The organism is Brevibacillus sp. LEMMJ03, from assembly GCF_007197875.1.
GTDB classification, from domain to species: Bacteria; Bacillota; Bacilli; order Brevibacillales; family Brevibacillaceae; genus Brevibacillus; species Brevibacillus thermoruber.
In genome coordinates, this window is record NZ_VKJN01000003.1 from 163,431 (window position 1) to 187,075 (window position 23,645).

Consider the following 23,645-nt stretch of genomic DNA (forward strand, 5'->3'; position numbering starts at 1 on the left):
GCGACACCGTCCTAACGTACCTCGAGCCTGTCGCGGGTTTCAGTCATGTTTACTTCGCCCACGTTGCGAATGAACACGTTTGCCTTGACGTCGATGTCGCTCGACGCAAAGTAATTTCTGCCGTGGTCCCAGTCGTATTTGATCTGCTTCCACAGGTGGGGATGCTTCTGTTTCAAGTGGCTGCCCAACCCGAGAACGTCCGTTTTCATCTGTTTGTGCACCTTCCTGATCGTGTCGCGGGCCAGCCGCTCGATTTCTTTGGCCACGTTGTCCTGCAGCGTTTTTGTCGCGTTCTCGTTCAGGTAATTCAACCGCTTGAACGACTCGTCGATCACGCCTTCGCACGTGATGGTGTAGACGAATCGCATCCGCTCCTTGTGACGGATATCCGCCCAGATGTCCCGACTGGCCGTCTGGACGTTAAACGTCACCAGGTCGCGGCCGACCGCTGTTTTCAGCATGCCCCCCTTCACGCGGTCGGTGAGGAAATTCAAGCCTTCCGTTTCTTCTTCGCCCAAAAAACCGACCAAGCGGTTGGATTGTCCATGGAACACGGCCGCACCGGCCACTTTCACTTCATTTTCGTTCGACGTAATGCGGGGGAGCGCAAAGCTGAGCTCGTTCACCAGATTCTCGTGGACTTCGCCGAGCCGTACTTCCGGCACCATCCGCGCGGTTTTGCGGATGTTTTCGGCCACGGAGTTGATGTACATGGCCGGCAGTTTCTCGTTGCGGGGGGAAATTTCCAGGACAGGCCGGGCGTCCCCCTTGGCGATCATCACCTTGCTGCTCCGGCGCAGTTCCGGATCGCGCAGGAAAAAGTCGAGCGCGTCGGCAAAGGCGTAATTGGACCTGGCCACCGCTTCGGAGATGATCACCACTTTCAGGTGCTGGTAAAACGGAATCCGGCTGCTCCGGGTCGCCAGCTCACTGGAGATCTCCAGCAGGGAATCCCCCTCCGACGCGAGGTTCAAAAACGCCTGGTTGGCGCTGTTCTGGATGCCTCTTTCCTGCGCGCCGGAAACCAGCCCGCCGGGTACCACGAACTGGTGGGTGACCAAAAACCGGCGCCGTCCTTCCGGCTTGTCGGGCGCTTCCCTGTCCGCCTTTTCCTCCGCCGCCGTGGATCGGGGGAAGTCGATGGCCACGCCGATGACAAAACCGCGTTCCTCGATCTGCACCTGGTCCCAGCAGCCGGCTGTCAGGAAGGCGCACAGCCCGATCAGAGCGGCGCGAACGAAGCGGCGGTCAGCCACTGTCCTTCACCCCCCGCAGTTTGGCGATGGCGAGCAGCAGGACCGGGATGACATAGGCGATCACCGCTCCGAAGTAGCTGAGCCGGTCGCCAAAGGCAAAAAACTGGATCAGGTTTTGCGGCGTCATCGCAATCAGGTAGACGATCGGCGAGAGAATCAGGAGCCACGCAAATTTCGAAAGCCGGGTAAACATGGACCGCAGCGTGGAAAGGGCCAGATCAAACCAGATGGTGCAGGTGTTAAAGATGGTCATGATCCAGATGGTGAAAAAGAGGGATTCGACCCGCTCGATAAACCCACCCGGCACCTCAACGCCTTTGGCCAGCTCGATGGTGGGATAGGTCAGGTCTTTGGCAACCGCCGGTGAAAAGACGCCGATGACCAGCATGTAAATCGTCATGTACAGCAGGATGGGAATCGCCAGCCCCGCGATGACCGATTTGGGGGCATCCTGCGGACGTCTCATCAGGACCGTGTAAAAGAGCACGATTTCCGAGCCGGACAAGGACAGGCCCACTCCTTTCGCGCCTTTGAGCAGGCTCATCCAGTCGGAAGAGAAGAACGGCCGGACGTTTTCCCATTCCAAAAAGCGCAGCGTGTACACCTGGACCATGAAAATGACCAGCAGCACGATCGGCAGAAACAGCAGGTTGAGGCGCAAAAGCGCAATGCGCGATCCTGCCGCGGCGTACTGGACGATCAGCAAAAAGGCCAGCGTGATCATCTCCACCGGCGTGGTCGTGAACAGATACTGCTTGGCGATATTGCCGACCGCCCGGATTTCAAAGGAGGCCAGCAATGTGCTGTACACGCCGAAAAGCAGGGTGAGCAGATACGCGAACGGCCGTCCGGCGATCAGCGCCACGTACTCGAAAAAGGTGTGGTTGGGAAACCGGCTGGCCAGCCTGCCCAACAGCCAGCCGATGAGACAGGCGGCGGCGCCGGCGATGAGGACGGAAATCCATCCGTCAAACGCGTCGGTCTCATCTGCAATCGAGCGGGGAAAGGTGAGGATGCCTACACCGATCACGGCGTTGGCGATGATGATCACCATCTCCCTGCTGCCGATTTTATGATCCGCATAGGAAACGTTGTTCATGGCGCATCCCCTGTCTTCATGCGAGTGTCGTCCGTTGGCTGCGCGGTCTCCGGCCGTTTTCGCATAAACGTCACGGGAGCGCGCAGGACCAGGTCCTTCCAGTCGTGCAGCAGTTGGGGCGCAAACGGCGTCAGGTACGGAACACCCAGGCTCGTCAGATTGGCCAGGTGAATAAAGATGGCGATAAACGTGAGCACCACCCCGTAAAGGCCAAAGACAGCGGCGGCGAACATCACGCCGAAGCGGATCATGCGAAACGTCAGCGCCAGGTTGTACGCAGGGATGGCAAACGAGGCGATCGCCGTCAGGGCGACGACGATGACCATGACCGGGCTGACGAGGCCGGCTGATACGGCAGATTCGCCGATCACCAACCCGCCGACGATCCCTACCGTCTGACCGATCGGTTTGGGCAGGCGCAGACCCGCCTCCTGGAGCAGCTCCATCGTCGCCACCATCAGCAGCGCTTCGACAAACGCCGGAAACGGAACGCCTTCTCTCGTCGCCGCGATGGAAAAGGCCAGATCGGACGGAATCAGTCCGGGATGATAGGTGACGAGCGCGACGTACAACGCCGGAGAAAAGACCGCCAGAAACGCGGCGATGTAGCGAAGCATCCGGGCCAGCGTTCCGACGATCCAGCGCTCGTAAAAGTCTTCCGGCGAATGAAGCATCACGCTTAGGGTAACCGGCACGATCAGGCCCATCGGGGTGCCGTCCAGCAAAATGGCCACCCTGCCCTGAAACAGGGCGGAGGCCACCTTGTCCGGCCGCTCCGTCACCTGGCACTGCGGAAACGGCGAAAGAAAGTCGTCTTCGATCCACTGCTCGATAAAGCCCGATTCTTCCACTTCATCGACGTCGATGGTGGCCAGTCTCCGCTTCACCTCCTGCACGATCGCGGGATGGGCGATGTCCTGCATGTAGGCGATGATCAAATCGGTCTTGCTGCGCCGTCCCACGTTCATGGTGTCAAAGCGGAGCTGGCAGTCCCTGACCCGCCGCCGGACGAGCATCGTATTGTCGCGGATGTTCTCGGTAAACCCTTCCCGCGGTCCCCGCACCAGTCCTTCCGACACCGGCTCGTCGATGCTGCGGGTCTCCCAGCCCCGGCTGTCGATCAGGATGGTTTGGGACGCGCCGTCGACAAACAGGGCGGTGTCTCCCGCGAGAACCCGGTCATACATGGCTTCAAACGTCGTTTCCAGTTTTACCTCGATGGTGGACAGCACTTCGTTCAAGAGGAACGTCAGCATCTCCTCCCCCGGGGGAGGGAGCGTCTTTCCCGATGCCGGCAGCATCAACTGGATGTGCTTGACGACCTTGTCATTGATGAGATCAGAGTCCACCAGTCCGTCGATGCAGACCACGGCGCACGCCTGCGAGGCATTGTCGATCGTGAATGGCCTGACGATCAGATCCTGCGGGTTGCCCAACGTCTGCTTGATGGCCGACAGGTTTTCCTCAAGACGGGCGAAGAGCGGGGTGGACAGGGCGGGCGTCTGCTGCGGGCGTCGCTTCAACTGCGAAGCCATCGTTTTCGTCGGCCTCATGTATTTGCGAAACACCTGGAGGTCCCTCCTGTCATGGAAACGCAAGCCTGTTAGTGCGATTTTTTCCAGAAACGAGCGGAATTATGCGAACCCGGCGGATTCGGCGGTGCCTGTCCGCCCCTGCATGGAAGTTCCATGTCCGCTTTCGCGCAAAAGAATTGAACAACCGGAGGAGGTGTGGTACATTCGGCATGGTAGAATAGGAGAATGGAGAGGAAGAAAGACGAGAGGATGGTAGGGGTGCCTGACACACAGGTAATGGAGCGGGATACGGATTTTGCCCGCCTTGCAGATACATTGGAACGGATCGGATCGATGATGGAAGAGACGGGAGACGGCACGACGCCGGGGAAAATGGCGCAGCTTGCCGAGAAGACGCGGCGGGCAGAGCTGAACATCGCGTTTTGCGGCCACTTTTCCGCCGGCAAATCGACAATGATCAACACGCTATTGGGCGTCAATCTGCTGCCGTCCAACCCGATTCCCACCAGCGCCAACGTGGTCAAAATCCGCGGCGGGGAAAAGGCGGCCCGCGTCTATACGCGCAGCAGCGGCGTTCTGATCTTTGACCCTGACACCGAAATGGAAAAGCTGAAGCAGTTTGCCGTGGACGGGGACACCGTGGAATGGGTGGAAGTCTCCTATCCGGGGACGTTCCTGGACGAGCGCTCCAGTCTTCTGGATACGCCGGGGATCGATTCCACCGACGCCGCCCACAAGATCGCGACCGAATCGGCGCTGCACCTGGCGGACGTGGTCGTCTACATGATGGACTACAACCACGTGCAGGCGGAGGAAAACTTCAATTTTACCAAAGCGCTGAAAGACCGCGGAAAACCGGTCTACCTGGTCGTCAACATGATCGACAAGCACATCGACTTCGAGCTTGATTTCGACAGCTACAAGGAGAGCGTGGAAGAGGCGTTCGCCACGTGGAACATCCGGCCGGACGGCATTTTCTACACGTCGCTGGCGGAGCCGGACCACCCGGAAAACCAGTACGAGGCGTTTCGGGAGAAGCTGCTGGCGCTGATCGGCGAGCGGGAGAGGCTGATCGGGGAGAGCGTCGTCCACTCGGCGGAGCACCTGATCGAAGAGCACATGAAAGGGATCGCGCAGCGCAGCGCGGCGGCTCGCGAAGCGCTGGAAAATAGGCTGGAGGCACTGGCGGTGGACGGCGTGGACAAGAGCGACGCCGCCCAGGCGGAAGCGGCGCTCCGGGAGGCGGAAGCGGCACAGTCCGCGCTGGCCAGCCGGGCGGAGGAGGCGCGCAAGCAGATGGAAAAAGAGCTGACCGCCCTGCTCGACAACGCGCGGCTGACGTACTACAGCACCAACGAAGCGGCGGAGCGCTATCTGGAAAGCCGCAAGCCGGGATTCAAGGTGGGCCTGTTCTTTGCCGCCAGAAAAACGGAGGAGGAGCGGGCCAAGCGGCTGGACGCCCTCTTGGCTGATGTCCGCGAAAAGGTGGCCGGCAATCTCGACTTCCACTTCAAGGACCTGATGAGCAAGCTGCCGGAGTCGTACGGCATCCGCGACGAAGACTACCACGCCGCCGTGCACGCCACGCGGATCGAGGTGACGGCCGAGTTCCTCGCCGCCCTTGTGAAGGACGGAGCGGGCACGCGCGAATACGTGATGAACTACTGTTCCGACATTTCCAACGCGATCAAGGCGGAGTACCACCGCGCAGGACTGGCGTTCATCGAGCAGGTGACGGCGCGGCTGCGGCAGCAGGCGGAGGCGGAGGCCGAAGCGCTGCAAGCGCGGCTGGGCGTACTGCGCGACCTGGTGGAGATCCACGCCGGGCTGGCCGCGCTGGCAGAGAGCGAGCGGACGGCCAAAGAGCGGCTGCGAGCGATTTTGCGTGAAGGAGCGTAACGGAGACAATGAACCAACTGAGGGAGAAACTGTTCGCCGCGGCGGAGCGCTTGCGGCGGGCAAGCCATGAAATTGCGGCGGTGCCGGGGATGCAGGCGCAGGCCGAGGCGATGCGGGAGCGTGCCGACCGGCTGACCGCCAACCGCTTTACGGTCGCCTTGTTCGGGGCGTTCAGCGCCGGCAAGTCGTCGTTTGCCAACGCGCTGATGGGGGATCTGGTTCTGCCGGTGTCCCCCAATCCGACGACGGCGGCGATCAACAAAATCATGCCGCCGACCGACCGCCATCCGCACGGGACGGTGCGGGTGGTCCTGAAGAGCCGGGAAGCGGTGGAGCAGGACGTGCTGCGCTCGCTGGCCGTCTTTGGCCTGTCGGCCGACGGGCTGGAGCAGGCCTTGGCCGAACTGGACAAGATCGACGTGGCGCACATTCCGCCGACAGCCAAACCGCATTTCACCTTTTTGAAAGCGGTGACCAAGGGGCTGGGCGACATGGCTCCCCATTTGGGGGGCGAGCTGATCGTCGACATGCAGGCGTTCAAAGGCTTTGTGGCCAAAGAGGAGAAAGCCTGCTTTGCCGAGTACATCGAGCTCTTTTACGCGTGTCCCTTGACCGAGCAGGGCATCGTGCTGGTCGATACGCCCGGAGCGGACTCGATCAACGCCCGCCATACCGGCGTCGCCTTTGAGTACATGAAAAACGCCGACGCGGTGCTGTTCGTCACCTACTACAACCACGCCTTTTCCCAGGCGGACCGGGAGTTTTTGCTGCAGATGGGCCGCGTGAAGGACACCTTCGAGATGGACAAAATGTTCTTCATCGTCAACGCCGCCGACCTCGCCTCCTCCCGGGAAGAACTGGACGGCGTGGTGGCGCACGTGGAGAAAAACCTGCTCGCCTGCGGCATCCGCCATCCGCGGATCTATCCCGTCTCCAGCCAGACGGCGCTGCTGGCCCGGATGCACGAGGCGGGCAAGCTGACCGCCTCGGCGGAAAAAGTGTACCGCCAGCGCACCGGCACGGCGGAGGGCGAACCGCTGCCTTCGGCGGAACAGGCATTTCAACTGTCCGGCATGGCCGGGTTTGAGCGGGATTTCCTCCGCTTTACCCTGGAAGAGCTGACGACCATTGCCGTCAATGCGGCGATGGGGGAAATCCGCCGGGCACACGACACGCTGGCCGAGTTCATCCGGATGGCGCAGGCGGACGAAAGCGAGCGGCTCGCGCGGCGCCAGGCCGCCGAAGAGGCGAAACGTGCGGCGCTGGCGGCGGTGGCCGAGCTGTCGACCGCATCGGCGGAACGGGATCTGGCCAAGGAGCGGGAGGAACTGCTGTACTATGTGAAACAGCGCCTCTTCTTCCGGTTCAACGAGCTGTTCAACGCCGCGTTCAACCCGGCCGTGCTGAAAGAAGACGGGCGGAACATGAAGCAGGCGCTGCAGGGCTGTCTGGCCGACCTGCTGCGGTCGATCAGCTACGACCTGGCGCAGGAGATGAGGGCCACGACGCTGCGGCTGGAAAAGTTCGTCAACAAACTGGGGGCCTCCCTGGTGGAGCAGTGGCAGCGGGACGTGCAGCGGCACGCCGCCGGGCTGACGCTGGCTCCGTACCAGCCGCGCCAGACGGAGACGCTTCCGTTTGCCGAAGAGCTTCCGGTGGAAGCGTCAGCCCTGCAGCCGGCGCTTTCCCTGTTCAAAAACACGAAGGACTTTTTTGAACAGGACGGCAAGGCAAAACTGCGCGACCAACTGGAAAAGCTGCTGCAGGAACCTGTCGCCGCTTACGTCGCGGCCGGCAGCGAGCAGTTGGGCGAGCAGTTTTCCGCCCTGTTTGCGGCCGTGGCGGCGGACGAGCGGAACCGTGCGGCGGAGCAGGTGGAATCGTACTTTACTGGCGTGTTTGCCGCGCTGGACATGAATCTGGATCTGGACGAACTGGCCGGCAAGCTGCAGCGCGTGGCTGCCGAACTGGCTTGAGCGACACCGGGCGAGACGAGAACCGGCGCAGCAAAACGAACAAAGCGGCCCCGTCACGGGGCCGCTTTTCTGCGTTTGCCGGCGCCACTGGCCGCAAGGAACGCAAGGGGGACTCATCCCCCTTGTTTGACGGCCCGGCGCGCCTCCCACTCTTCGCGCAGAATTCCCATCTTGATCGCGTCGTAGTATTCGCCGCGCACGATGCGCGCCTTGCGCACCCGCGCTTCTTCGATCATGCCGCAGCGGGCGGCCAGCCGGATCATCCGCTCGTTGCCGGACCAGGTGCCGATTCCCAGCCGGACCGTGTCCATGTGGGTAAACAGATAGTCGATCCACATCTGAAACGCTTCGCTGCCGTAACCGTTGGACCAGTAGCGCGAATCGTAGATGACGATGCCGATCTCAAACCAGTTGGTCACCTCCGACACCCAGTAGCGCCCCACACTTCCTTTCAGCTCTCCGTCGATTTCGATGATCAGCTCCGTGCGGGGCTTGTCCGTGCCTGCGAGAGCCAGCGCCTCCCGGTGTTTGGGAAGCTGCCGGTACTCTTCCAGCGTCATCGGCTCCAACGGCTTGTAGGGGCCGTTCCAGTTGAGATGCTCCCGGTCCTCCGCCTCGTAATGCCAATAGTAGAGCGTGTCCAGATCCTCCGGACGGATGTCGCGCAGTACCACTTTTTCCCCTTTGAGACAGATGTTCATGCGTGTTCCTCCCGGTTATGCGTCGTAATGTTGTGATCATGGCAGGTGACAGGAAAAGCTCCCGCTGGCGGCCGGCCGGCTTTGTACGCACGTATCGCGGTTCGAGCTTTTCTGTTACACTTAGTCTACATGTCATCTGCACCTGTAGACAGTGACAGTTTGCAAAGATTTGACAAGGACAGAGAGGGGAGACCAATGGACCTGACGCCGATCTTGCACGCCGACAGCGATGAACCGCTGTACGTTCAGCTGTATCACGCCATCAGCCGGGAGATTGCCGCCGGACGCATACCGGCGGGAAGCCGGCTTCCGTCGATCCGCCAGCTCGCCCGGTCCGCCGGGGTGGGCAAGATCACGGTGGAAGCGGCCTATCAGCAGCTTCTGGCGGAAGGCTACATCGTCAGCCGGGAGCGCAGCGGGTATTTTGCCGCCGACATCGAGGCCTGGGCGGACAGCCGCACGGACGAGCGGCCTCCGCTGCCCACCGAATGGAAAAAGCGGAAAGGAGAGCATCTCTCCTACCGGTACAACTTTCACGGCTCGGTGGTGGACACCCGTCACTTCCCGTATGCGCTGTGGCGTGCCTGTCTGACGGAGGCGATGGACCGGTACGCCGCCGATTTTGCCTTTTACGGGGACGACCAGGGGGAGTGGGAGCTGCGGGTGGAGCTGGCCCGCTACCTCAGACGGGCGCGGACGCTGGTGTGCGAGCCGGAGCAGATCGTCATCGGCACGGGGCTGCAGCAGGCGCTCAGTTTTCTCTGCCTGATGCTGCGGGACGATCACCGGGTCGTGGCGATGGAGGAACCGGGCTACGCCGATGCCCGCGTCGTGTTTGAACATCACGGCTTTCGCGTCGTGCCGGTGCCGCTGGAGGAGGACGGCCTGTCCGTGGACGCGCTGGAGCAGAGCGGCGCCACCGTCGTCTACGTGACGCCCGCCCACCAGTACCCGCACGGCATGGTCATGCCGGTGGCCAAACGGCTCCGCCTGCTGCAGTGGGCCAAGGCGTGCGGGGGGATCATCATCGAAAACGACTACGACGGCGAGTTCCGCTACAACGTCAAACCGACGCCCTCCCTGCAGGGCATGGACCAGGCGGGAACGGTAGTGTACATCGGCAATTTCTCCAAGGCCTTTTCCCCCGCGCTGCGGATGGATTACACGGTGCTGCCGCCGGTCCTATTGCGCCGCTATCTGGAGGGCTTCCAGGCGTATCCGTCGCCCGTTCCGCGCCTTGAGCAGCGGGCGATGCAGCTCTTTATGCAAAAAGGGTACTGGGAAAAGCACGTCCGCAAGATGCGGACGATCTACCAGAAAAAGCATGCGATCCTGCTGCAGGCGATCGCCGACCACATGCCGCCGTGCGTGACCGTGCTGGGCCATTCCGTGGGACTGCACATCCTGTTGGAAGTGAATACCGACCGCAGCGAAGAAGAGCTGATCCGTACGGCCGCAGAGGCGGGGGTGCGCGTCTACCCGGTCGGCCGCAACTGGCTGGAGCCGCGCAGCGGACAGGAGCGGCCGCGCATCATCGTTGGCTTTGGCGGCGTGAGGGAAGAAGACATTCCGGAGGGCATCCGCCTGCTGGCCGACGCGTGGTTTGGGCGATGCTGAGCGTTTCTGTCTGGATCTGTCGTGCAGAGGGACGAAGGTCACCCGCTTGAAAGGGGACGTGCTGGCGCACAAAATCCCTCGTCGAATCTCTTGGCGGGGGGCGCTGGTAACGACGGCCGGACATCTGATTGCCGGTGATAGGGGGCGTTTTGTCGATTGATGAGAGCAGAACGCGTCGTGAGGAGGGCCCCGCGAGAACGGAACCGTGCGTGATTTTTGCGGGGGTTCGGGCATCCCTCATGCGTGAAAAGGGCAGACCGCCAACGCCTATGCATTGGCGGTCTGCCCTGTGACTGCGGAAGCAGGCTGGCGATTGGGCGCCAGGGTGTATGCGTGGAGCAGGAAGAGCGGCACAAATGCTTACTGCTTGCTCAATCGCTCGTATCGGTCAAATTGCTCCTGCAGCTGCTGCGACGGCTTTTGCGTCAGCAGGCTGACGATCACGATGGCCAGCAGGCTGGCGGCAAAGCCCGGCACCATTTCGTAGAGGAAATTCTTGAGCACGTCGAACTGGGTCCAGATGATGACGGTGGCGGCGCCGGCGACCATCCCGGCGAGGGCGCCCCATTTGTTCATCCGTTTCCAGTAGAGGCTCAGCAGCACCACGGGGCCAAACGATGCGCCAAACCCGGCCCAGGCGTAGCCAACCAGACTCAGGATCGTGTCGTTCTTGCTGTAGGCGAGCACCACGGCGATCAGCGACACCAGCAGGACGGACAGCCGGCCGATCAGGACCAGCTCCTTGTCCGTGGCCGAGCGGCGGAAGAACGTCTTGTAGACGTCTTCGGTCAGCGAGCTGGAGGTGACGAGCAGTTGGGAGGAAATCGTGCTCATGATCGCCGCCATAATGGCTGCCAGGAGGAAGCCGGTGATCAGCGGGTGGAACAGAATTTTGCCCAGTTCGATAAAGATCGTCTCCGGATCGGCAATCGACCAGCCCTGTTTGGAGTACAAGGCGATGCCGATCAGGCCGGTCAGCATTGCGCCGGCGACGGAGAAGATCATCCAGCCCATGCCGATGCGGCGTGCCTTTTTCATCTCCTTGACGGAGGAGATGGCCATGAAGCGGACGATGATGTGCGGCTGGCCGAAGTAGCCGAGCCCCCAGGCAAACAGCGAGATGATGCCCAACAGGCTGGTGCCTTTGAAAATGTCAAGCAGGGTGGGATCGACGGCCCGGATTTCCGTGAAGGTCGGCCCGATTCCGCCGACGGTCAGGATGGTGACCAGCGGCACCATTACCAGCGCGATAAACATGATCAGCCCCTGCACAAAGTCGGTCCAGCTCACGGCGAGAAAACCGCCGAACAGCGTGTAAGCGATGGTGACTCCGGCCACGATCCACAGCCCGGTGTGGTAGTCGAGGCCAAACGTGTTTTCGAACAGCACGCCGCCGGACACCATCCCGGAGGAGACGTAGAACGTAAAGAAGATCATGATGACAAGGCCGGAAACCAGGCGCAGCAAGCGGCTGGTGTCGCCGAAGCGGTTTTCCAGAAACGCGGGAATGGTGATGGAGTTGTCGGCTACTTCCGTATAGGTGCGCAAACGCGGCGCCACGTACAACCAGTTGGCGTACGCCCCGAGCGTCAGGCCGATGGCAATCCACGAGGCGCTGAGCCCTTGGGCAAACATCGCGCCGGGCAGTCCCATCATGAGCCAGCCGCTCATGTCGGAGGCACCTGCGCTGAGCGCCGTCACGGCCGGCCCGAGCGTCCGCCCGCCCAGCATGTAGTCAGAGAGATTGGAAGTGCGCTTGTACGCGTAGTACCCGATCAGCAGCATGCCGACCATATAGGCGGTGATGGAAGCAGCCAGTTGCATATCCATGAGCGTTTTATTCTCCTTTACAATTTTATCAATATTGAACATATTGTGACGATAACTAGTCTACCATGAAAGCGCTTTAAAATCTACTGGTAAAATCAGAACAATAAAACATGTAAGGGGTTGCATGCCGGAAAGACGTCCGGCACAACAAGCGAAAAAGCCTGCACGGGCTGTGCAGGCTTGCGTGCGGTACTTTTTCCGGTTGATCCACAGGGCCGGAAAAACGCTGGCACGGACATGCCGCTGCAGGGCGGAGGGCGCGATCGGGATGTTCATCCGCGCCTCCTACTGCACCTGGATCTGTCCGCTGCTGTCGAGGGTTACCTTGAATTCCTTGACGACGGTCGGCTCTTCCCCGGGGTTGTTCAGATTGTGCCGCATCACGCGGAACGTGCCGTCCCCGGTCAGTTGGCCGGTAAATTCGACGCCCAACAGGTCGGATTTGTAGAAGCTGAAGTTGGCCAGCTCGGTCTTCTGCAGTTCCGCCGTCAACAACTGGCCGTCACCGCTGAACATCGCCTTGCGCAGCGGCTCCGAAGACTCGTATTTTTGCTGCAGGTAGGTTTTCAACTGCTGGGCGATTTCCGATTCGGCAATCTGTTTGCCCGTTTCCACCACTTGTTTACCGGTTTCGATCGCCTGCTTGCCCGCTTCCACGGCCTGCTGCGCCGTCTGCACGCCTTCCGACACGTCGGAGCAGGCAGCCAGGAGCAGCGCGCAGCCGATCACAAGTACCTGGCGCATGATCGATTCTCTCCTTTCTCCCGGTTACGGTTCTCGGCGCAGGTTATCCCTTCTGTCTGCATGGAGAAATACGCCTCCCTGTATTGTACCATACGAGCGGGGACGGCGACTGCGTCAGCAGCGGACAAAACGCGTTCGCGGCCGCGCTGCCGGCGTACGACATTCTTTTGTGATGCGTTTCCACTTTCTCCGCAGCCGCATATGATGTGATAAGCCAGCGAGCTGCACTGACGACAGGGAGGAAGGGCAATGATTCAAGGGAAAGTGAAATGGTTCAGCAAGGAAAAAGGGTACGGCTTTATTGAACGGGAGGGCGGCCCCGACGTGTTTGTCCACTATTCGGCCATCACCGGAACGGGGTACCGCAATCTGGAGGAAGGAGAACCGGTCACGTTTGACATCGTCAACGGCCAGCGCGGCCTGCAGGCGGCAAACGTGGTCCGCAAGAACAGCGACGGCTGACAGCTTACCCGGCCGGCAGCCCGGCAGCCCGGCGGAGCAGCAGACGCCAGCCGGATGCCCCTCGACAAACAGTCCTGCAGACGTTCAAGACGCCGTTGCTCCCGCGGGAGCAGCCGGCGTCTTTTTGCGCATGTCTTACTGACGGGACAAAAATACGAAAAAGGCGATCAACAAAACAATCGTGAGGAACAGATAGATCGAGAGCAGGTTTTTCGACCGCTTCGCAAAACTTCTGTTCGTCTTTTCTTCCGGGTTGCGGCCGATCAGGATGGTGCAGACAAGTCCGACAAGGGATAGAACGAAGACGGCTATGATAAAGGGATAAACGCTCACATCGGTACACTCCTTTCGGTCTTTGCCATGCGTCAGCGAGGAGCTGAACACATGGGGCCACATGCTTGTCCCACACGATCATATCCCGTTGTTCGCCGAAATGGACCATCCACTTGCCCACTTTTTTGCCCATCCACTTGAACGACCGTCGTTCCCCGGGTGCCGTGACCCTGGAGGAAGAAAGCGGCGGGCGGTCATTGGCGACAAACGGCGCGATACGCCTCCGCCAGCCGGCTGATCGCGTCCTGAATCCGCTCTTTTGGGGGGCGTCCGAAGGTGAAGCGGACGAACCCTTTTTTTGATCCGAAGACCATGCCCGGGACAAAGATGACGCCGCGCTTGACCGATTCGGCCAGCATCCGGTTCTCGCTCCACTCGCCCGTCAACCGGCACCATAAATGGATTCCTCCTGCGGGCGTCACAAACTCTGCGCTGCCGCCAAACGACTCGCGCAGCGAACAAACAAGCCGCTCGCTGCGGCCGGCCAGCTCCCTGCGCAGCATGTCCAGATGGGCGGGAAACCACTCCGAGGACAAAAAGCGGTTCGCCAACCACTGGGGAAAAATGCTGTGCCCAAAATCGATCTGCTGCTTGGCGTCGGCCAGCCGCTCAATGACCGTTCGGGGCCCGACAACCCATCCGATCCTCAACCCGGAGGCGACAATCTTGGTCAGCGAGCTGATGTACAGCACGGTGCCGTGTCGATCCAGGGACTTCAACGTAGGAACATGTTCGCCCGAAAAGGCGGTCAGGCTGTACGGGTCGTCCTCCACGATGGGAATTCCGTGTTCAGCCGAAATCTCCAACAGCCGTTTCCGCCGGGGCAGGGAGAGGAACGTTCCCGTCGGATTCTGAAAGTTGGGGTTGAGAAAGACCATTTTGATCCGATGCTTGCCGTGCAGCGCCAGCAGTTCGTCCGGATCGATGCCTTCGCTGTCCACAGGGAGCGGAAAAAGCCGCACGCCCGCCGACCGGAACAGCGGCAGCGAGTAGCAGTACGACGGGTCTTCGATCGCCACGGCGTCGCCCGGCTGGAGCAGGCACTGGACCACGAGATGCAGGGCCTGTTGGGCGCCCGCCGTCACCAGGATGGACGAGGGAGCGGCATCGATGCCCTTCCACGTCTTCATGTGGGCAACCAGCGTGTCTCTCAGTTCCGGGTTTCCTTGCGGATGCTCGTAGCCAAAGTGACAGGGGAAGTCGTCCGCAGCCAGCAGCCGCCGAAACTGCTCGTGCGGGACCAGTTCGGGAGACAATTCGCCGCTCGCCAGGTCAAGCATGTCGCTGTCCTGCGTGTCGCGGCGTATCTGGCGGATCAGCGGCAGGTTGGGACGGAACAACCCCGCCTCTGCCATCCGCTTCCAGTCGGGCGTACGATTCCGGGCCAAGCCCCAGATGTCCCGGCTCACAATGGTTCCGCTGCCGTGTCTCCGCTCCACCAAGCCGGCCGCCCGCAATTCCTCGAAGGCGGTCACGACGGTCGAACGGTTGACCTGGAGTTCCTTGGCGAGCAGACGTTCGGACGGCAGACGGCTCCCGGGCGGAAACTCTCCGCTGGCGATCCGCTGTTCCATCCATTCGGCAATTTGTTTGTAGACAGGTGTATGTCCCTGACGGATCGGTTTCCAATCCACCTTAGCATCCCCGGCTTTCTCACAATACTTTCATGTCGCCGTTATTATAGCACAGCCCGTCCGGTGACCGCGAAAATACGGATCGCTGCCGCTCCGCGCATGATTCAGATGATAATATATATTTCTTTTTAATAATAATTATTGAAAGATAATCGTTCTTGTGTTATGGTTAATGCGTGACAATGATAATGGTTTTCAAATAATAGTTATTCTAATTACATGGGAGGCATGATCATGGAGAACCGTAATGTTTTGACGACCAATCAGGGAGCGCCGGTGGCGGACAACCAAAACTCGAAAACGGCCGGTCAGCGCGGACCGACACTGCTGGAAGACTACCACCTGATTGAGAAGCTGGCGCACTTCGACCGCGAACGGATTCCGGAGCGCGTCGTTCACGCCCGGGGGGCGGGAGCGCACGGCGTGTTTGTGACGACGGCCAGCATGGCGGAATACACCCGGGCCGCCTTTTTGCAGGAAGCGGGTACGGAAACGCCGGTGTTCGTCCGCTTCTCCACGGTGATTCACGGCGGCACATCGCCGGAGACGCTGCGCGATCCGCGCGGTTTTGCCGTCAAGTTCTACACCGCCGAAGGCAACTACGACCTGGTGGGCAACCACCTGCCCGTCTTCTTTATCCGCGACGCGATCAAGTTTCCCGACATGGTGCACTCGCTGAAGCCGGCGCCGCACAACAACATTCAGACGCCCAACCACTACTGGGATTTCATGACGCTGAGTCCTGAACCCACGCACATGCTCACCTGGCTGTTCTCCGATTACGGGACGCCGGCCAACTACCGCCAGATGGAAGGGTTCGGGGTTCACGCCTTCAAATGGGGGAACAAGGACGGCCAGGTCGTATACGTGAAATACCACTGGAAGCCGCTGCAGGGCGTCAAAAACCTGACGGCGGAAGAGGCGCGGGAAATCGGCGGCCGCGACTTCAACCACGCGACCCGGGATTTGTACGAGGCGATCGAAGCCGGCAACTTTCCGCAGTGGGATCTGTACGTGCAAATTCTCGATCCGAAAGACATGGACGCGTTTTCCTTTGACCCGCTCGATCCCACGAAGGTATGGCCGGAGGACGTGCTGCCGCTCGTCAAGGTGGGCACCATGACGCTCAACCGCAACCCGGAGAATTACTTTGCCGAAGTGGAGCAGTCCGCCTTCGCCCCCAGCGCACTGGTGCCGGGCATTGAGCCGTCCGAAGACAAACTGCTCCAGGGCCGTCTGTTTTCCTATCCGGACACCCAACGTCACCGTCTCGGGCCCAACTACCTGCAGATCCCGATCAACTGCCCGTACGCGCCGGTGCGCAACTACCAGCGGGACGGGGCGATGCGCATCAAGCAGGACGCATCGCGGATCAACTACGAGCCGAACAGCTACACGGAAACGCCGAAACAGGCCCCTGAGTACGCGGAGAGCCAAGCGCCGCTGCACGGGGTCACGACCCGCCAGCGCATCGCAAAAACCGATGACTTTACCCAGGCGGGTGAACGCTACCGCTCTTTCAGCCAGACGGAGCGGGACAACCTGATCAAAAACCTGGTGAACGACCTGAAATCGGTCGACCGGGAGATCCAACTGCGGGCCATCTGCAACTTCTTCCGCGCCGACGCCGAGTACGGCATGCGCGTAGCGGAGGGGTTGGGCATCGACATCAGCGGGTATATCCCGCAGCCGTCGGGCGAGTAACCCCCTGAGCGAATCCGGGCCGGCGGCGCTGAGCCGGCCTCTGATCCACCCTGATCTTCCGTGTGAGGAGGGATAGTATGCGGGTCATTCAAGCCTTGTACAAGTACGCGCTGCCATCCACCGACGGCGTCCGCGTCTCCTGCGGCGAACTGCTGCGGGACGCGAACGGCCTTGTGCTCGTCTCGTTTCCGTTTGCCTTCACCGAGACCAGCGAACAGGCACTGGCCTGGTTCCGCGATCACTACAGCCAGTTTGCGGAAAAGAACTACCGCGTCGTCGGGCTCAGCGTGGAAAACGTGTTTACGCTGAAGGCGCTGCGGGAAAAGCTGCACCTGCCGTATCACCTGCACAGCGACGCCAACCGGGAAGTAAGCCGGTCGCTCGGGATTCTCCTCCCGGAAGTGGCGGGGGTCAGGGACGTCACCGACTGCTCCGTCCTGTTCGTGGACCGCTTGCGGCACATCCGGCGCTGGACGTACGGCGGCGGTGCGTCCGATTTTGAACGGATTCAGCGGGAACTGGTCAAAAGCGAGTGGGTGAGTGCGTGAGCGGAAAAACGGTCAAAAGCCTTGTCCCATTTCCGTCCCGTTTGGGTTACTATTAAAGGATGGGACAACTGCTGCACGCAAGGGAGCGATGAATGATGAAACAATACCTGGACCTGTGCCGCCGGATTCTGGCGGAGGGGACCGTCAAACAGGACCGGACGGGAACGGGCACGATCAGCGTCTTTGGCCACCAGATGCGGTTTGACCTGCGCGAAGGCTTTCCCCTGCTGACGACGAAAAAGCTGCATACCAAATCGATCATCCACGAACTGCTGTGGTTTTTGAAAGGCGATACCAACGTCCGCTATCTGCAGGAGAACGGCGTGCGGATCTGGAACGAGTGGGCGGACGAAAACGGCGAGCTGGGGCCGGTGTACGGCAAGCAGTGGCGTTCGTTTGCCGGTCCGGACGGGAAGACGGTGGACCAAATCCAGTGGGTGGTGGACGAGATCAAGCGCAACCCCGATTCGCGCCGGCTGGTGGTGAGCGCCTGGAACCCGGCCGAGCTGGACAAGATGGCGCTGCCGCCGTGCCACGTGCTGTTCCAGTTTTACGTCGCGGACGGCAGGCTCTCCTGCCAGTTGTACCAGCGCAGCGGCGACACGTTTCTCGGCGTGCCGTTCAACATCGCCAGCTACGCGCTTCTGACGCACATGGTGGCCCACGTGACCGGACTTGAGCCGGGCGAATTCGTGCATACGCTCGGCGACGCCCACCTCTACCTCAACCACGTGGAGCAGGTGAAACTGCAGTTGACCCGGGAGCCGCTGCCGCTGCCGCAGCTCAGGCTGAACCCGGCCGTCACGTCCATCTTTGACTTTACCTTTGACGACATCGAGATCGTGGGCTACGAGGCCCATCCCCACATCAAGGGGGAGGTGTCGGTATGATCAGCATGATCGCGGCGTACGCCCGCAACCGCGTGATCGGCAGGGACGGCGCGATGCCGTGGCATCTGCCCAACGACTTGAAGTACGTCAAGGAAGTGACCACCGGCCAGACGATCGTCATGGGGCGCAAGACGTTTGAGTCGCTGGGTCGGCCGCTGCCCAACCGGCGCAACGTGGTGCTGACCCGCCGCCGCGACTTTGCCCCGCCGGGCGTCGACGTCGTGCACAGCGTGGAAGAGGTGCTGGCGCTGGGCGACGTGATCATCTTCGGCGGCGCCGAACTGTACCGCCAGTTCATGGATGTGGCCGATCGGCTGTACATTACGGAAATCGACATGGAGGCGGAGGGAGACACGTTTTTCCCCGAGTGGGACCGGGACGCGTTTACCCTGGTGTGGAAGCGGGAGGGAACGGTCGACGAACGAAACCCGGTCCCGCATACGTTTTATCTGTATGAACGAAAAAACAGGAGCGGCGCATGAGCCTGCCCCCTGCCCACACGGCAAAGCCGGACGCCCGACGCGCGGCACCGCGCGGATCGCGGCCGTCCGGCTGTTTCCGTATGCGGAGGAACCGGCAAGCCAGACAGAAAACGGGTGGGGTTCCTGGTCATGGCACGGACATATCCTCAGACAATCCTACATACAGAAAGAAAGTAGAGGCACAGGATGACAATTGCGAACATTCGGGAAACGGGAGCCGTATCCACGATCATTTCCCGGAAAATGATCGCCGCCCTTCCAGCGGCGGGTGTGGACCTGCCGCAGCTGGAGCGCAGTCGTTGAGGCAGCAGGCAGACGGACGCGGGGGAGCACAGCGGTCGGGGGCCAACATGCCCGTTTTCCCGGATCACGTGCCGAAAGTGACAGGTTGGCAGCCCACTGGCTGCGGGAGGCGATCGGTGTGAAAGTGGACTATCACGTACATCTGGAGGAAGGGCCGTATTCGCTTGGCTGGCTGAACCGGACGGCGGAAGCGCTGCGTCCGTTTTTTTGCACGGCCAAACAGACGCACAGCCGCGAGTGGCTGGACGCCTTTTTTTCGCAGTTGGCGGAGCGCTTGCGGAACGGGGCGTTTTCGGCGGAGTGGCTTGATTTGTACCGGCTGCGGGCCAAGCAGGTGGGCCTTGCGGCAGTCGGGGTCGTCGATCACCTGTACCGGTTCCGCGAGTACAAGGCCTATTACGAGGCGCATCTGCACCTCGCCGGCGACCAGTTGGGAGGACTGCAGCGCCGCTGGCTGGAACAGGTGTGCGTGACGTCGCTGGACGATTTCGTGACGTTCGTCGAGGGGCAGAAGCAGCGCTGGGCAGAGGACGGGATCGAGCTGAAAGTAGGCATCGAACTGGACTATTTTCCCGGCGGAGAGGCGGTGCTGGCCGACGTGACCGGCGCGTACCCCTGGGACTACTGCATCGGCTCCGTTCACTTCCTGCAGGGATGGGGGTTTGACAATCCCGACACGCGGGAGCGCTTTCAGCAGACCGATCTGTACATGCTGTACGGCCGCTTTTTTTCGCTTGTGGAGCAGGCCGTATCCAGCCGCCTATTTGACGTCGTCGCCCACCCGGACAGCCTGAAAGCGTTCGGCTACCGGCCGGACGAGGCGGCGCTGCTCTCGTACTACCAGCGGATTGCCCGGGCGCTGAAGGAGACCGGCACGGCCACGGAGATCAACACGGGTCTTCTGTACCGCTATCCGGTCAGGGAGATGTGTCCCAGCCTGCGCTTTTTGGAGATACTGGCCCAGCACGGCGTTGCCGTCACCACCTCGTCCGACGCCCATTTTCCCGATCAGGTCGGCCATCACCTCGACGAGGCGCGGGAACTGTTGAAGCGGGCCGGGTTTCGCACGATCGCCGTGTTTGACCGGAGGCGGCGGGAGCAGGTCGATCTGTTTTGATATTTATGCAAATCTATGAATAAAGTATCACTTTTGCTATGATGGAGAAAAAAGAGCAGAAGTAAAAGCGGGAGGATGGACATGTTGCAGGAGAAGCTGAAAGAGCTGCTGAAAGAGATGGAACCGCAGATGGTCGCGTGGCGCCGCCATCTGCACCAGTATCCGGAGCTGTCGTTCCAGGAGGAGAAGACGCCCGCCATGATTGCGGACATCCTGCGCGAGCTGCAGTTTGACGAGGTGCGGACCGGCGTGGGCGGACGCGGCGTCGTCGGCGTGCTGCATGGCGGAAAGCCTGGGGCCACCGTCGCCCTGCGCGCCGATTTTGACGCCCTGCCGATCCAGGACGAAAAAGAGGTGGCGTACAAGTCCAAAGTGCCGGGCGTGATGCACGCCTGCGGCCACGATGCCCATACGTCCGGGCTGCTGGGGCTGGCGACGGTGCTGGCCCGCCACCGCGACGAGATCCCGGGCACGATCACGTTCCTGTTCCAGCATGCCGAGGAGGAAAATCCGGGCGGCGCGATTCAGATGGTGGAAGACGGCGCGCTGCAGGGGGTCGATGCCATTTTCGGCGCGCACCTCTGGTCGATGTGTCCGGTCGGCACGGTCTGGGTGAGCGCCGGTCCGGTGATGGCCAATTGCGACGACTTCATCATCGAGATCAAGGGAAAAGGGGGGCACGGCGCCGTCCCGCAGGAGACCGTCGACGCCATCGTGATCGGCTCCCAGATCGTGGGGGCGCTGCAGACGATCGCCAGCCGCAACATCAGTCCGCTGGAGAGCGTGGTCGTCACGGTGGGAACCTTTCACGCCGGGGACAACTACAACGTGATCGCCGACCGCTGCCGCCTGACGGGCACGGTCCGCTCGTTCCTGCCGCACGTGCGGGACAAGGCGGAACAGCGGCTGATCGAGATCGCGAAGGGGACGGCGGAGCTGATGGGAGGCAGCGCGGAGGTGACCTACATGCGCGGCTATCCGGCCGTCATCAACAGCGAGGCAGAGACGGAGATCGCCCGCCAGGCGGCCGCGGCGGCGGTCGGCTGGGACAACGTGGAACGGATGGAGCCGACGATGGGAGCGGAGGACTTCGCCTACTATCTGGAAAAAGTGCCGGGCTCGTTCCTCTTTGTCGGCGCCGGCAACCCGCAAAAAGGGGCCGGGTATCCGCACCACCATCCGCGCTTTGACATTGACGAGAGCGCCATGCTGATCGCCGCCGAGGTGCTTGGCCGCGCCGCTCTCGACTATCTGGACAAACACGGACGCTAAAGCGTCCACGAAGCGCCTAACCCTTGTGGGCCCTGGCGCTTTTTTTCACGTTCGGCCATAAGCTGATGGGGAGAAGTCATCCACAGAGAGGGAGGACGACACGTGAAAAAACGGATCGGCATTCTGACCTATCGGGGGGAAAAGGGTTTTAACGAACAAGGATTTTTGCGCCGGCTTGTGCGGGAGGGAAAGGAAATGGGCGCGGAAGTGTTTGTCTTTTCGCCGCAGGATGTGAACGCCGCCTCCCGCCGGATCAAGGGGTTTACGCCGGGAGCGGACGGCTGGAAAAGCGGCTGGTACGCCTGGCCGGACATCGTGATCGACCGGTACCGCTACTATCCGATAGAAAAGCACAAGAGCTACCTGCCGTTCCGCAAAAAGAACTGGTTCCGCTACGCCAACAGCCGCTTTGCCAACAAGTTTCGCGTCCATCAGGTGCTGATGCAGGAAGAAGAACTGCAGCGCTGGCTGCCGGAGACCCGGCTCTACAGGCGGGAGGAGCTGGCAGACATGCTGAAGCGGCACGGCGTCGTCTACGTCAAGCCGACCAATGGATCGGGCGGACGCAGCATCCTGCGGGTGGAGCGGAGAGGGAAGGTCTACCTGCTGCGCGGACGGACCAAGAATCAAGGGAGGAAGAACGCCGTCCTGCCGACGCTGTCGGCGCTCACCACCGAAATCGAGCGCTGGACGAATCGGGAAAAATACGGGGAGGAGCAGTTCTTCCTGCAGCAGGGGCTGGATTTGGCCCTGCTGCCGGGGCGGACGGTGGACGCGCGCCTGTTGATCCAGAAGGATGGAAGCGGCAAGTGGAGGCTGACCGGCGTGGGGATGCGGATCGGTCCCAAGCGATCGTCCACGTCCAATCTGCACGGCGGCGGCACCGCGGTGCCGGCCGGCCGTTTTCTGGCCTTCCGCTTCGGCGTGCAGGAGGCGGAGCGGATCCTCCGCGAGTGCCGGGAGCTGGCGCTGAAAACGGTGGAAAAGATCGAGAAACATTTCGGATCGATGATGGAGTTTGGTTTTGATTTGGGCATCGATGCGAACGGCCGGGTGTGGATCATCGAAATCAATCCCAAGCCGGGACGTGACATTTTCCGCAAGCTGGGCCAGTGGGACCGCTACCGCCTCGCCGTGCGAAGACCGCTGGAGTACGCCCTGTATCTGGCGGCGAACGACCGCATCGCCTCCCGGACCGGATGAGGCCTCCTGCCGGCGGGAGGTCTTTTGCCGTACGGGGTCCGCACTCGAGGAAGCGGTGAACACCGGCTCCGATCCGACGGGTTTCCTTTGGGCTCCGCTGCCTTCATAATAAGATAAGAAGAAACCCCCAAAGAGGTGAAGAGACATGATGGAGTCGTTTCGCATTGCCGCCGGCGAGGATTTGACGATCCGCGGCGATTTTCACGCGAAGAGCGCGTCGCCGGACCAGCCGCTCGTGATCTTCTGCCACGGGTTCAAAGGGTTTAAGGACTGGGGCAGCTTTCCCTACGTCGCCGAGCAGTTGGCCGAGCGGGGTATCGCCGTCGTCCGCTTCAATTTTTCCTGCAACGGGGTCGGGGAAAGCCTGACGGAATTTGACGAGCTGGAAAAGTTCGGGCGCAATACATACGCGCGCGAAGTGGACGATTTGACCATCCTGACGAGGTGGCTGCTGGAAGATGGCGGAGTGTTCTCCGCCCGGTTTGACAAGGAAAAGCTGTTTGTGCTGGGCCACAGCAAAGGCGGGGCGGACGCGATCCTGTTCGGGGCGGGCAACCCGCTCGTCAAGGGGATCATCACCTGGAACGGGGTGGCCGACGTCAATCTGTTTGACGAGAAGCTGCGCCGTCAAATCGCGGAGCAGGGCGTCGGCTACATCGCCAATGCCCGGACCGGACAGCAGATGCCGATCACCCAGGCGGTCATCGACGACGTGGACCGGAACCGGGACAAGTACGACCTCCTGGCAAAAGTGGCGAGCATGCCGCAGCCGCTCTGCATCATCCAGGGGCGGGAGGACTACGTCCGGCTGGTGAAGGGAGCGGAGCGCCTGCACGAGGCGGCGCGGGAGAGCGAACTGCACTGGATCGAAGCGGGCGACCACACCTTCAACACCCGCCATCCGTTCGCCGGCACTTCCCCTCAACTGGAAGAGGCGATCGAACGGACAGCCGCCTTTGTCCACGCCCGGTGCACATGAGCAAAAGCGGCGAAATCGCGCGTTTTCTTTCCCCATGGGCTGTGGTATACTGAATAGCGTC

General features: G+C 61.3%; 21 protein-coding genes. 12 read left to right on the forward strand and 9 right to left on the reverse strand.

Going from position 1 to position 23,645, the window contains the following annotated elements:
• Positions 1-11: 11 nt before the first annotated feature.
• Genes FOI68_RS05485 through FOI68_RS05495 form a run of 3 tightly spaced genes read right to left on the reverse strand, consistent with a single transcriptional unit; the run spans position 12 to position 3,923 of the window.
• Positions 12-1,256 (reverse strand): Ger(x)C family spore germination protein, encoded by a 1,245-nt coding sequence (locus FOI68_RS05485; protein WP_185973878.1) that lies wholly within the window; start codon positions 1,254-1,256, stop codon positions 12-14.
• Entirely contained in the window at positions 1,249-2,355 is a 1,107-nt protein-coding gene (locus tag FOI68_RS05490; protein ID WP_143862566.1) for a GerAB/ArcD/ProY family transporter, read from the reverse strand. Before FOI68_RS05490 ends, FOI68_RS05485 begins: the two co-directional genes overlap by 8 nt.
• Positions 2,352-3,923 carry a spore germination protein gene (locus tag FOI68_RS05495; protein ID WP_255433375.1) on the reverse strand — a complete coding sequence of 524 codons (1,572 nt, stop codon included), beginning with the start codon at positions 3,921-3,923 and terminating at the stop codon, positions 2,352-2,354. The genes FOI68_RS05490 and FOI68_RS05495 overlap by 4 nt, the downstream gene beginning before the upstream one ends.
• Positions 3,924-4,139: 216 nt before the next feature.
• Here FOI68_RS05495 and FOI68_RS05500 point away from each other — a divergent pair, with 216 nt between their 5' ends.
• Together FOI68_RS05500 and FOI68_RS05505 are read left to right on the forward strand one after the other, a co-directional pair.
• Positions 4,140-5,789 (forward strand): dynamin family protein, encoded by a 1,650-nt coding sequence (locus FOI68_RS05500; RefSeq protein WP_143862657.1) that lies wholly within the window; start codon positions 4,140-4,142, stop codon positions 5,787-5,789.
• An 8-nt stretch (positions 5,790-5,797) separates the two neighbouring features.
• Complete coding sequence (locus FOI68_RS05505; RefSeq protein ID WP_143862567.1) at positions 5,798-7,765, forward strand: dynamin family protein; 1,968 nt, start codon at positions 5,798-5,800, stop codon at positions 7,763-7,765.
• 113 nt (positions 7,766-7,878) lie between these two features.
• Here the strand turns inward: FOI68_RS05505 and FOI68_RS05510 are convergent, their stop codons facing one another.
• Positions 7,879-8,466 (reverse strand): GNAT family N-acetyltransferase, encoded by a 588-nt coding sequence (locus FOI68_RS05510; RefSeq protein WP_035299736.1) that lies wholly within the window; start codon positions 8,464-8,466, stop codon positions 7,879-7,881.
• 195 nt (positions 8,467-8,661) lie between these two features.
• On the opposite strand from FOI68_RS05510, the gene pdxR (FOI68_RS05515) reads away from it, so the two are divergent.
• Positions 8,662-10,083 (forward strand): MocR-like pyridoxine biosynthesis transcription factor PdxR, encoded by a 1,422-nt coding sequence (pdxR, locus tag FOI68_RS05515; protein ID WP_143862568.1) that lies wholly within the window; start codon positions 8,662-8,664, stop codon positions 10,081-10,083.
• Positions 10,084-10,443: 360 nt separating this feature from the next.
• Here pdxR (FOI68_RS05515) and putP read toward each other — a convergent pair whose 3' ends face one another.
• From putP to FOI68_RS05530, 3 genes are read right to left on the reverse strand one after another with little or no spacing between them, the layout of a single operon-like run.
• A complete protein-coding gene (gene putP, locus FOI68_RS05520) occupies positions 10,444-11,913 on the reverse strand; it encodes a sodium/proline symporter PutP (protein ID WP_143862569.1) in 1,470 nt (489 codons plus the stop codon).
• A gap of 60 nt (positions 11,914-11,973) precedes the next feature.
• Positions 11,974-12,189 carry a hypothetical protein gene (locus FOI68_RS05525; protein ID WP_143862570.1) on the reverse strand — a complete coding sequence of 72 codons (216 nt, stop codon included), beginning with the start codon at positions 12,187-12,189 and terminating at the stop codon, positions 11,974-11,976.
• Between the two features lie 9 nt (positions 12,190-12,198).
• A complete protein-coding gene (locus FOI68_RS05530; RefSeq protein WP_029098571.1) occupies positions 12,199-12,657 on the reverse strand; it encodes a hypothetical protein in 459 nt (152 codons plus the stop codon).
• Positions 12,658-12,906: 249 nt separating this feature from the next.
• On the opposite strand from FOI68_RS05530, the gene FOI68_RS05535 reads away from it, so the two are divergent.
• Positions 12,907-13,119: a cold-shock protein gene (locus tag FOI68_RS05535; RefSeq protein WP_029098572.1), complete on the forward strand. Its 213-nt coding sequence runs from the start codon at positions 12,907-12,909 to the stop codon at positions 13,117-13,119.
• A gap of 135 nt (positions 13,120-13,254) precedes the next feature.
• On the opposite strand, the gene FOI68_RS05540 is transcribed toward FOI68_RS05535, so the two are convergent.
• Both FOI68_RS05540 and pdxR (FOI68_RS05545) read right to left on the reverse strand, forming a co-directional pair.
• Positions 13,255-13,452 carry a hypothetical protein gene (locus FOI68_RS05540; RefSeq protein ID WP_029098573.1) on the reverse strand — a complete coding sequence of 66 codons (198 nt, stop codon included), beginning with the start codon at positions 13,450-13,452 and terminating at the stop codon, positions 13,255-13,257.
• A 194-nt stretch (positions 13,453-13,646) separates the two neighbouring features.
• On the reverse strand, positions 13,647-15,086 hold the full coding sequence (gene pdxR / locus FOI68_RS05545; RefSeq protein WP_143862571.1) for a MocR-like pyridoxine biosynthesis transcription factor PdxR: 1,440 nt from the start codon (positions 15,084-15,086) through the stop codon (positions 13,647-13,649).
• A gap of 234 nt (positions 15,087-15,320) precedes the next feature.
• Between pdxR (FOI68_RS05545) and FOI68_RS05550 the strand changes: the two genes are divergently transcribed.
• The 8 genes from FOI68_RS05550 to FOI68_RS05585 all read left to right on the forward strand — a co-directional run bounded on the left by FOI68_RS05550 (position 15,321) and on the right by FOI68_RS05585 (position 23,584).
• Positions 15,321-16,790: a catalase gene (locus tag FOI68_RS05550; RefSeq protein WP_143862572.1), complete on the forward strand. Its 1,470-nt coding sequence runs from the start codon at positions 15,321-15,323 to the stop codon at positions 16,788-16,790.
• A gap of 77 nt (positions 16,791-16,867) precedes the next feature.
• Positions 16,868-17,338, forward strand: coding sequence for a redoxin domain-containing protein (locus FOI68_RS05555; protein ID WP_143862573.1), 471 nt, complete (start codon positions 16,868-16,870; stop codon positions 17,336-17,338).
• A 95-nt stretch (positions 17,339-17,433) separates the two neighbouring features.
• Positions 17,434-18,228: a thymidylate synthase gene (locus FOI68_RS05560; protein WP_035300000.1), complete on the forward strand. Its 795-nt coding sequence runs from the start codon at positions 17,434-17,436 to the stop codon at positions 18,226-18,228.
• Positions 18,225-18,710, forward strand: coding sequence for a dihydrofolate reductase (locus FOI68_RS05565; protein WP_143862574.1), 486 nt, complete (start codon positions 18,225-18,227; stop codon positions 18,708-18,710). Before FOI68_RS05560 ends, FOI68_RS05565 begins: the two co-directional genes overlap by 4 nt.
• Before the next feature lie 421 nt (positions 18,711-19,131).
• A complete protein-coding gene (locus tag FOI68_RS05570; RefSeq protein WP_143862575.1) occupies positions 19,132-20,130 on the forward strand; it encodes a histidinol phosphate phosphatase domain-containing protein in 999 nt (332 codons plus the stop codon).
• 81 nt (positions 20,131-20,211) lie between these two features.
• The gene (locus tag FOI68_RS05575) at positions 20,212-21,402 is read left to right on the forward strand and encodes an amidohydrolase (RefSeq protein ID WP_044897258.1); all 1,191 of its coding nucleotides are present in this window, start codon (positions 20,212-20,214) and stop codon (positions 21,400-21,402) included.
• 102 nt (positions 21,403-21,504) lie between these two features.
• Positions 21,505-22,605 (forward strand): YheC/YheD family endospore coat-associated protein, encoded by a 1,101-nt coding sequence (locus FOI68_RS05580; RefSeq protein ID WP_143862576.1) that lies wholly within the window; start codon positions 21,505-21,507, stop codon positions 22,603-22,605.
• Between the two features lie 145 nt (positions 22,606-22,750).
• A complete protein-coding gene (locus tag FOI68_RS05585; RefSeq protein ID WP_051968042.1) occupies positions 22,751-23,584 on the forward strand; it encodes an alpha/beta hydrolase family protein in 834 nt (277 codons plus the stop codon).
• Positions 23,585-23,645: the final 61 nt, after the last annotated feature.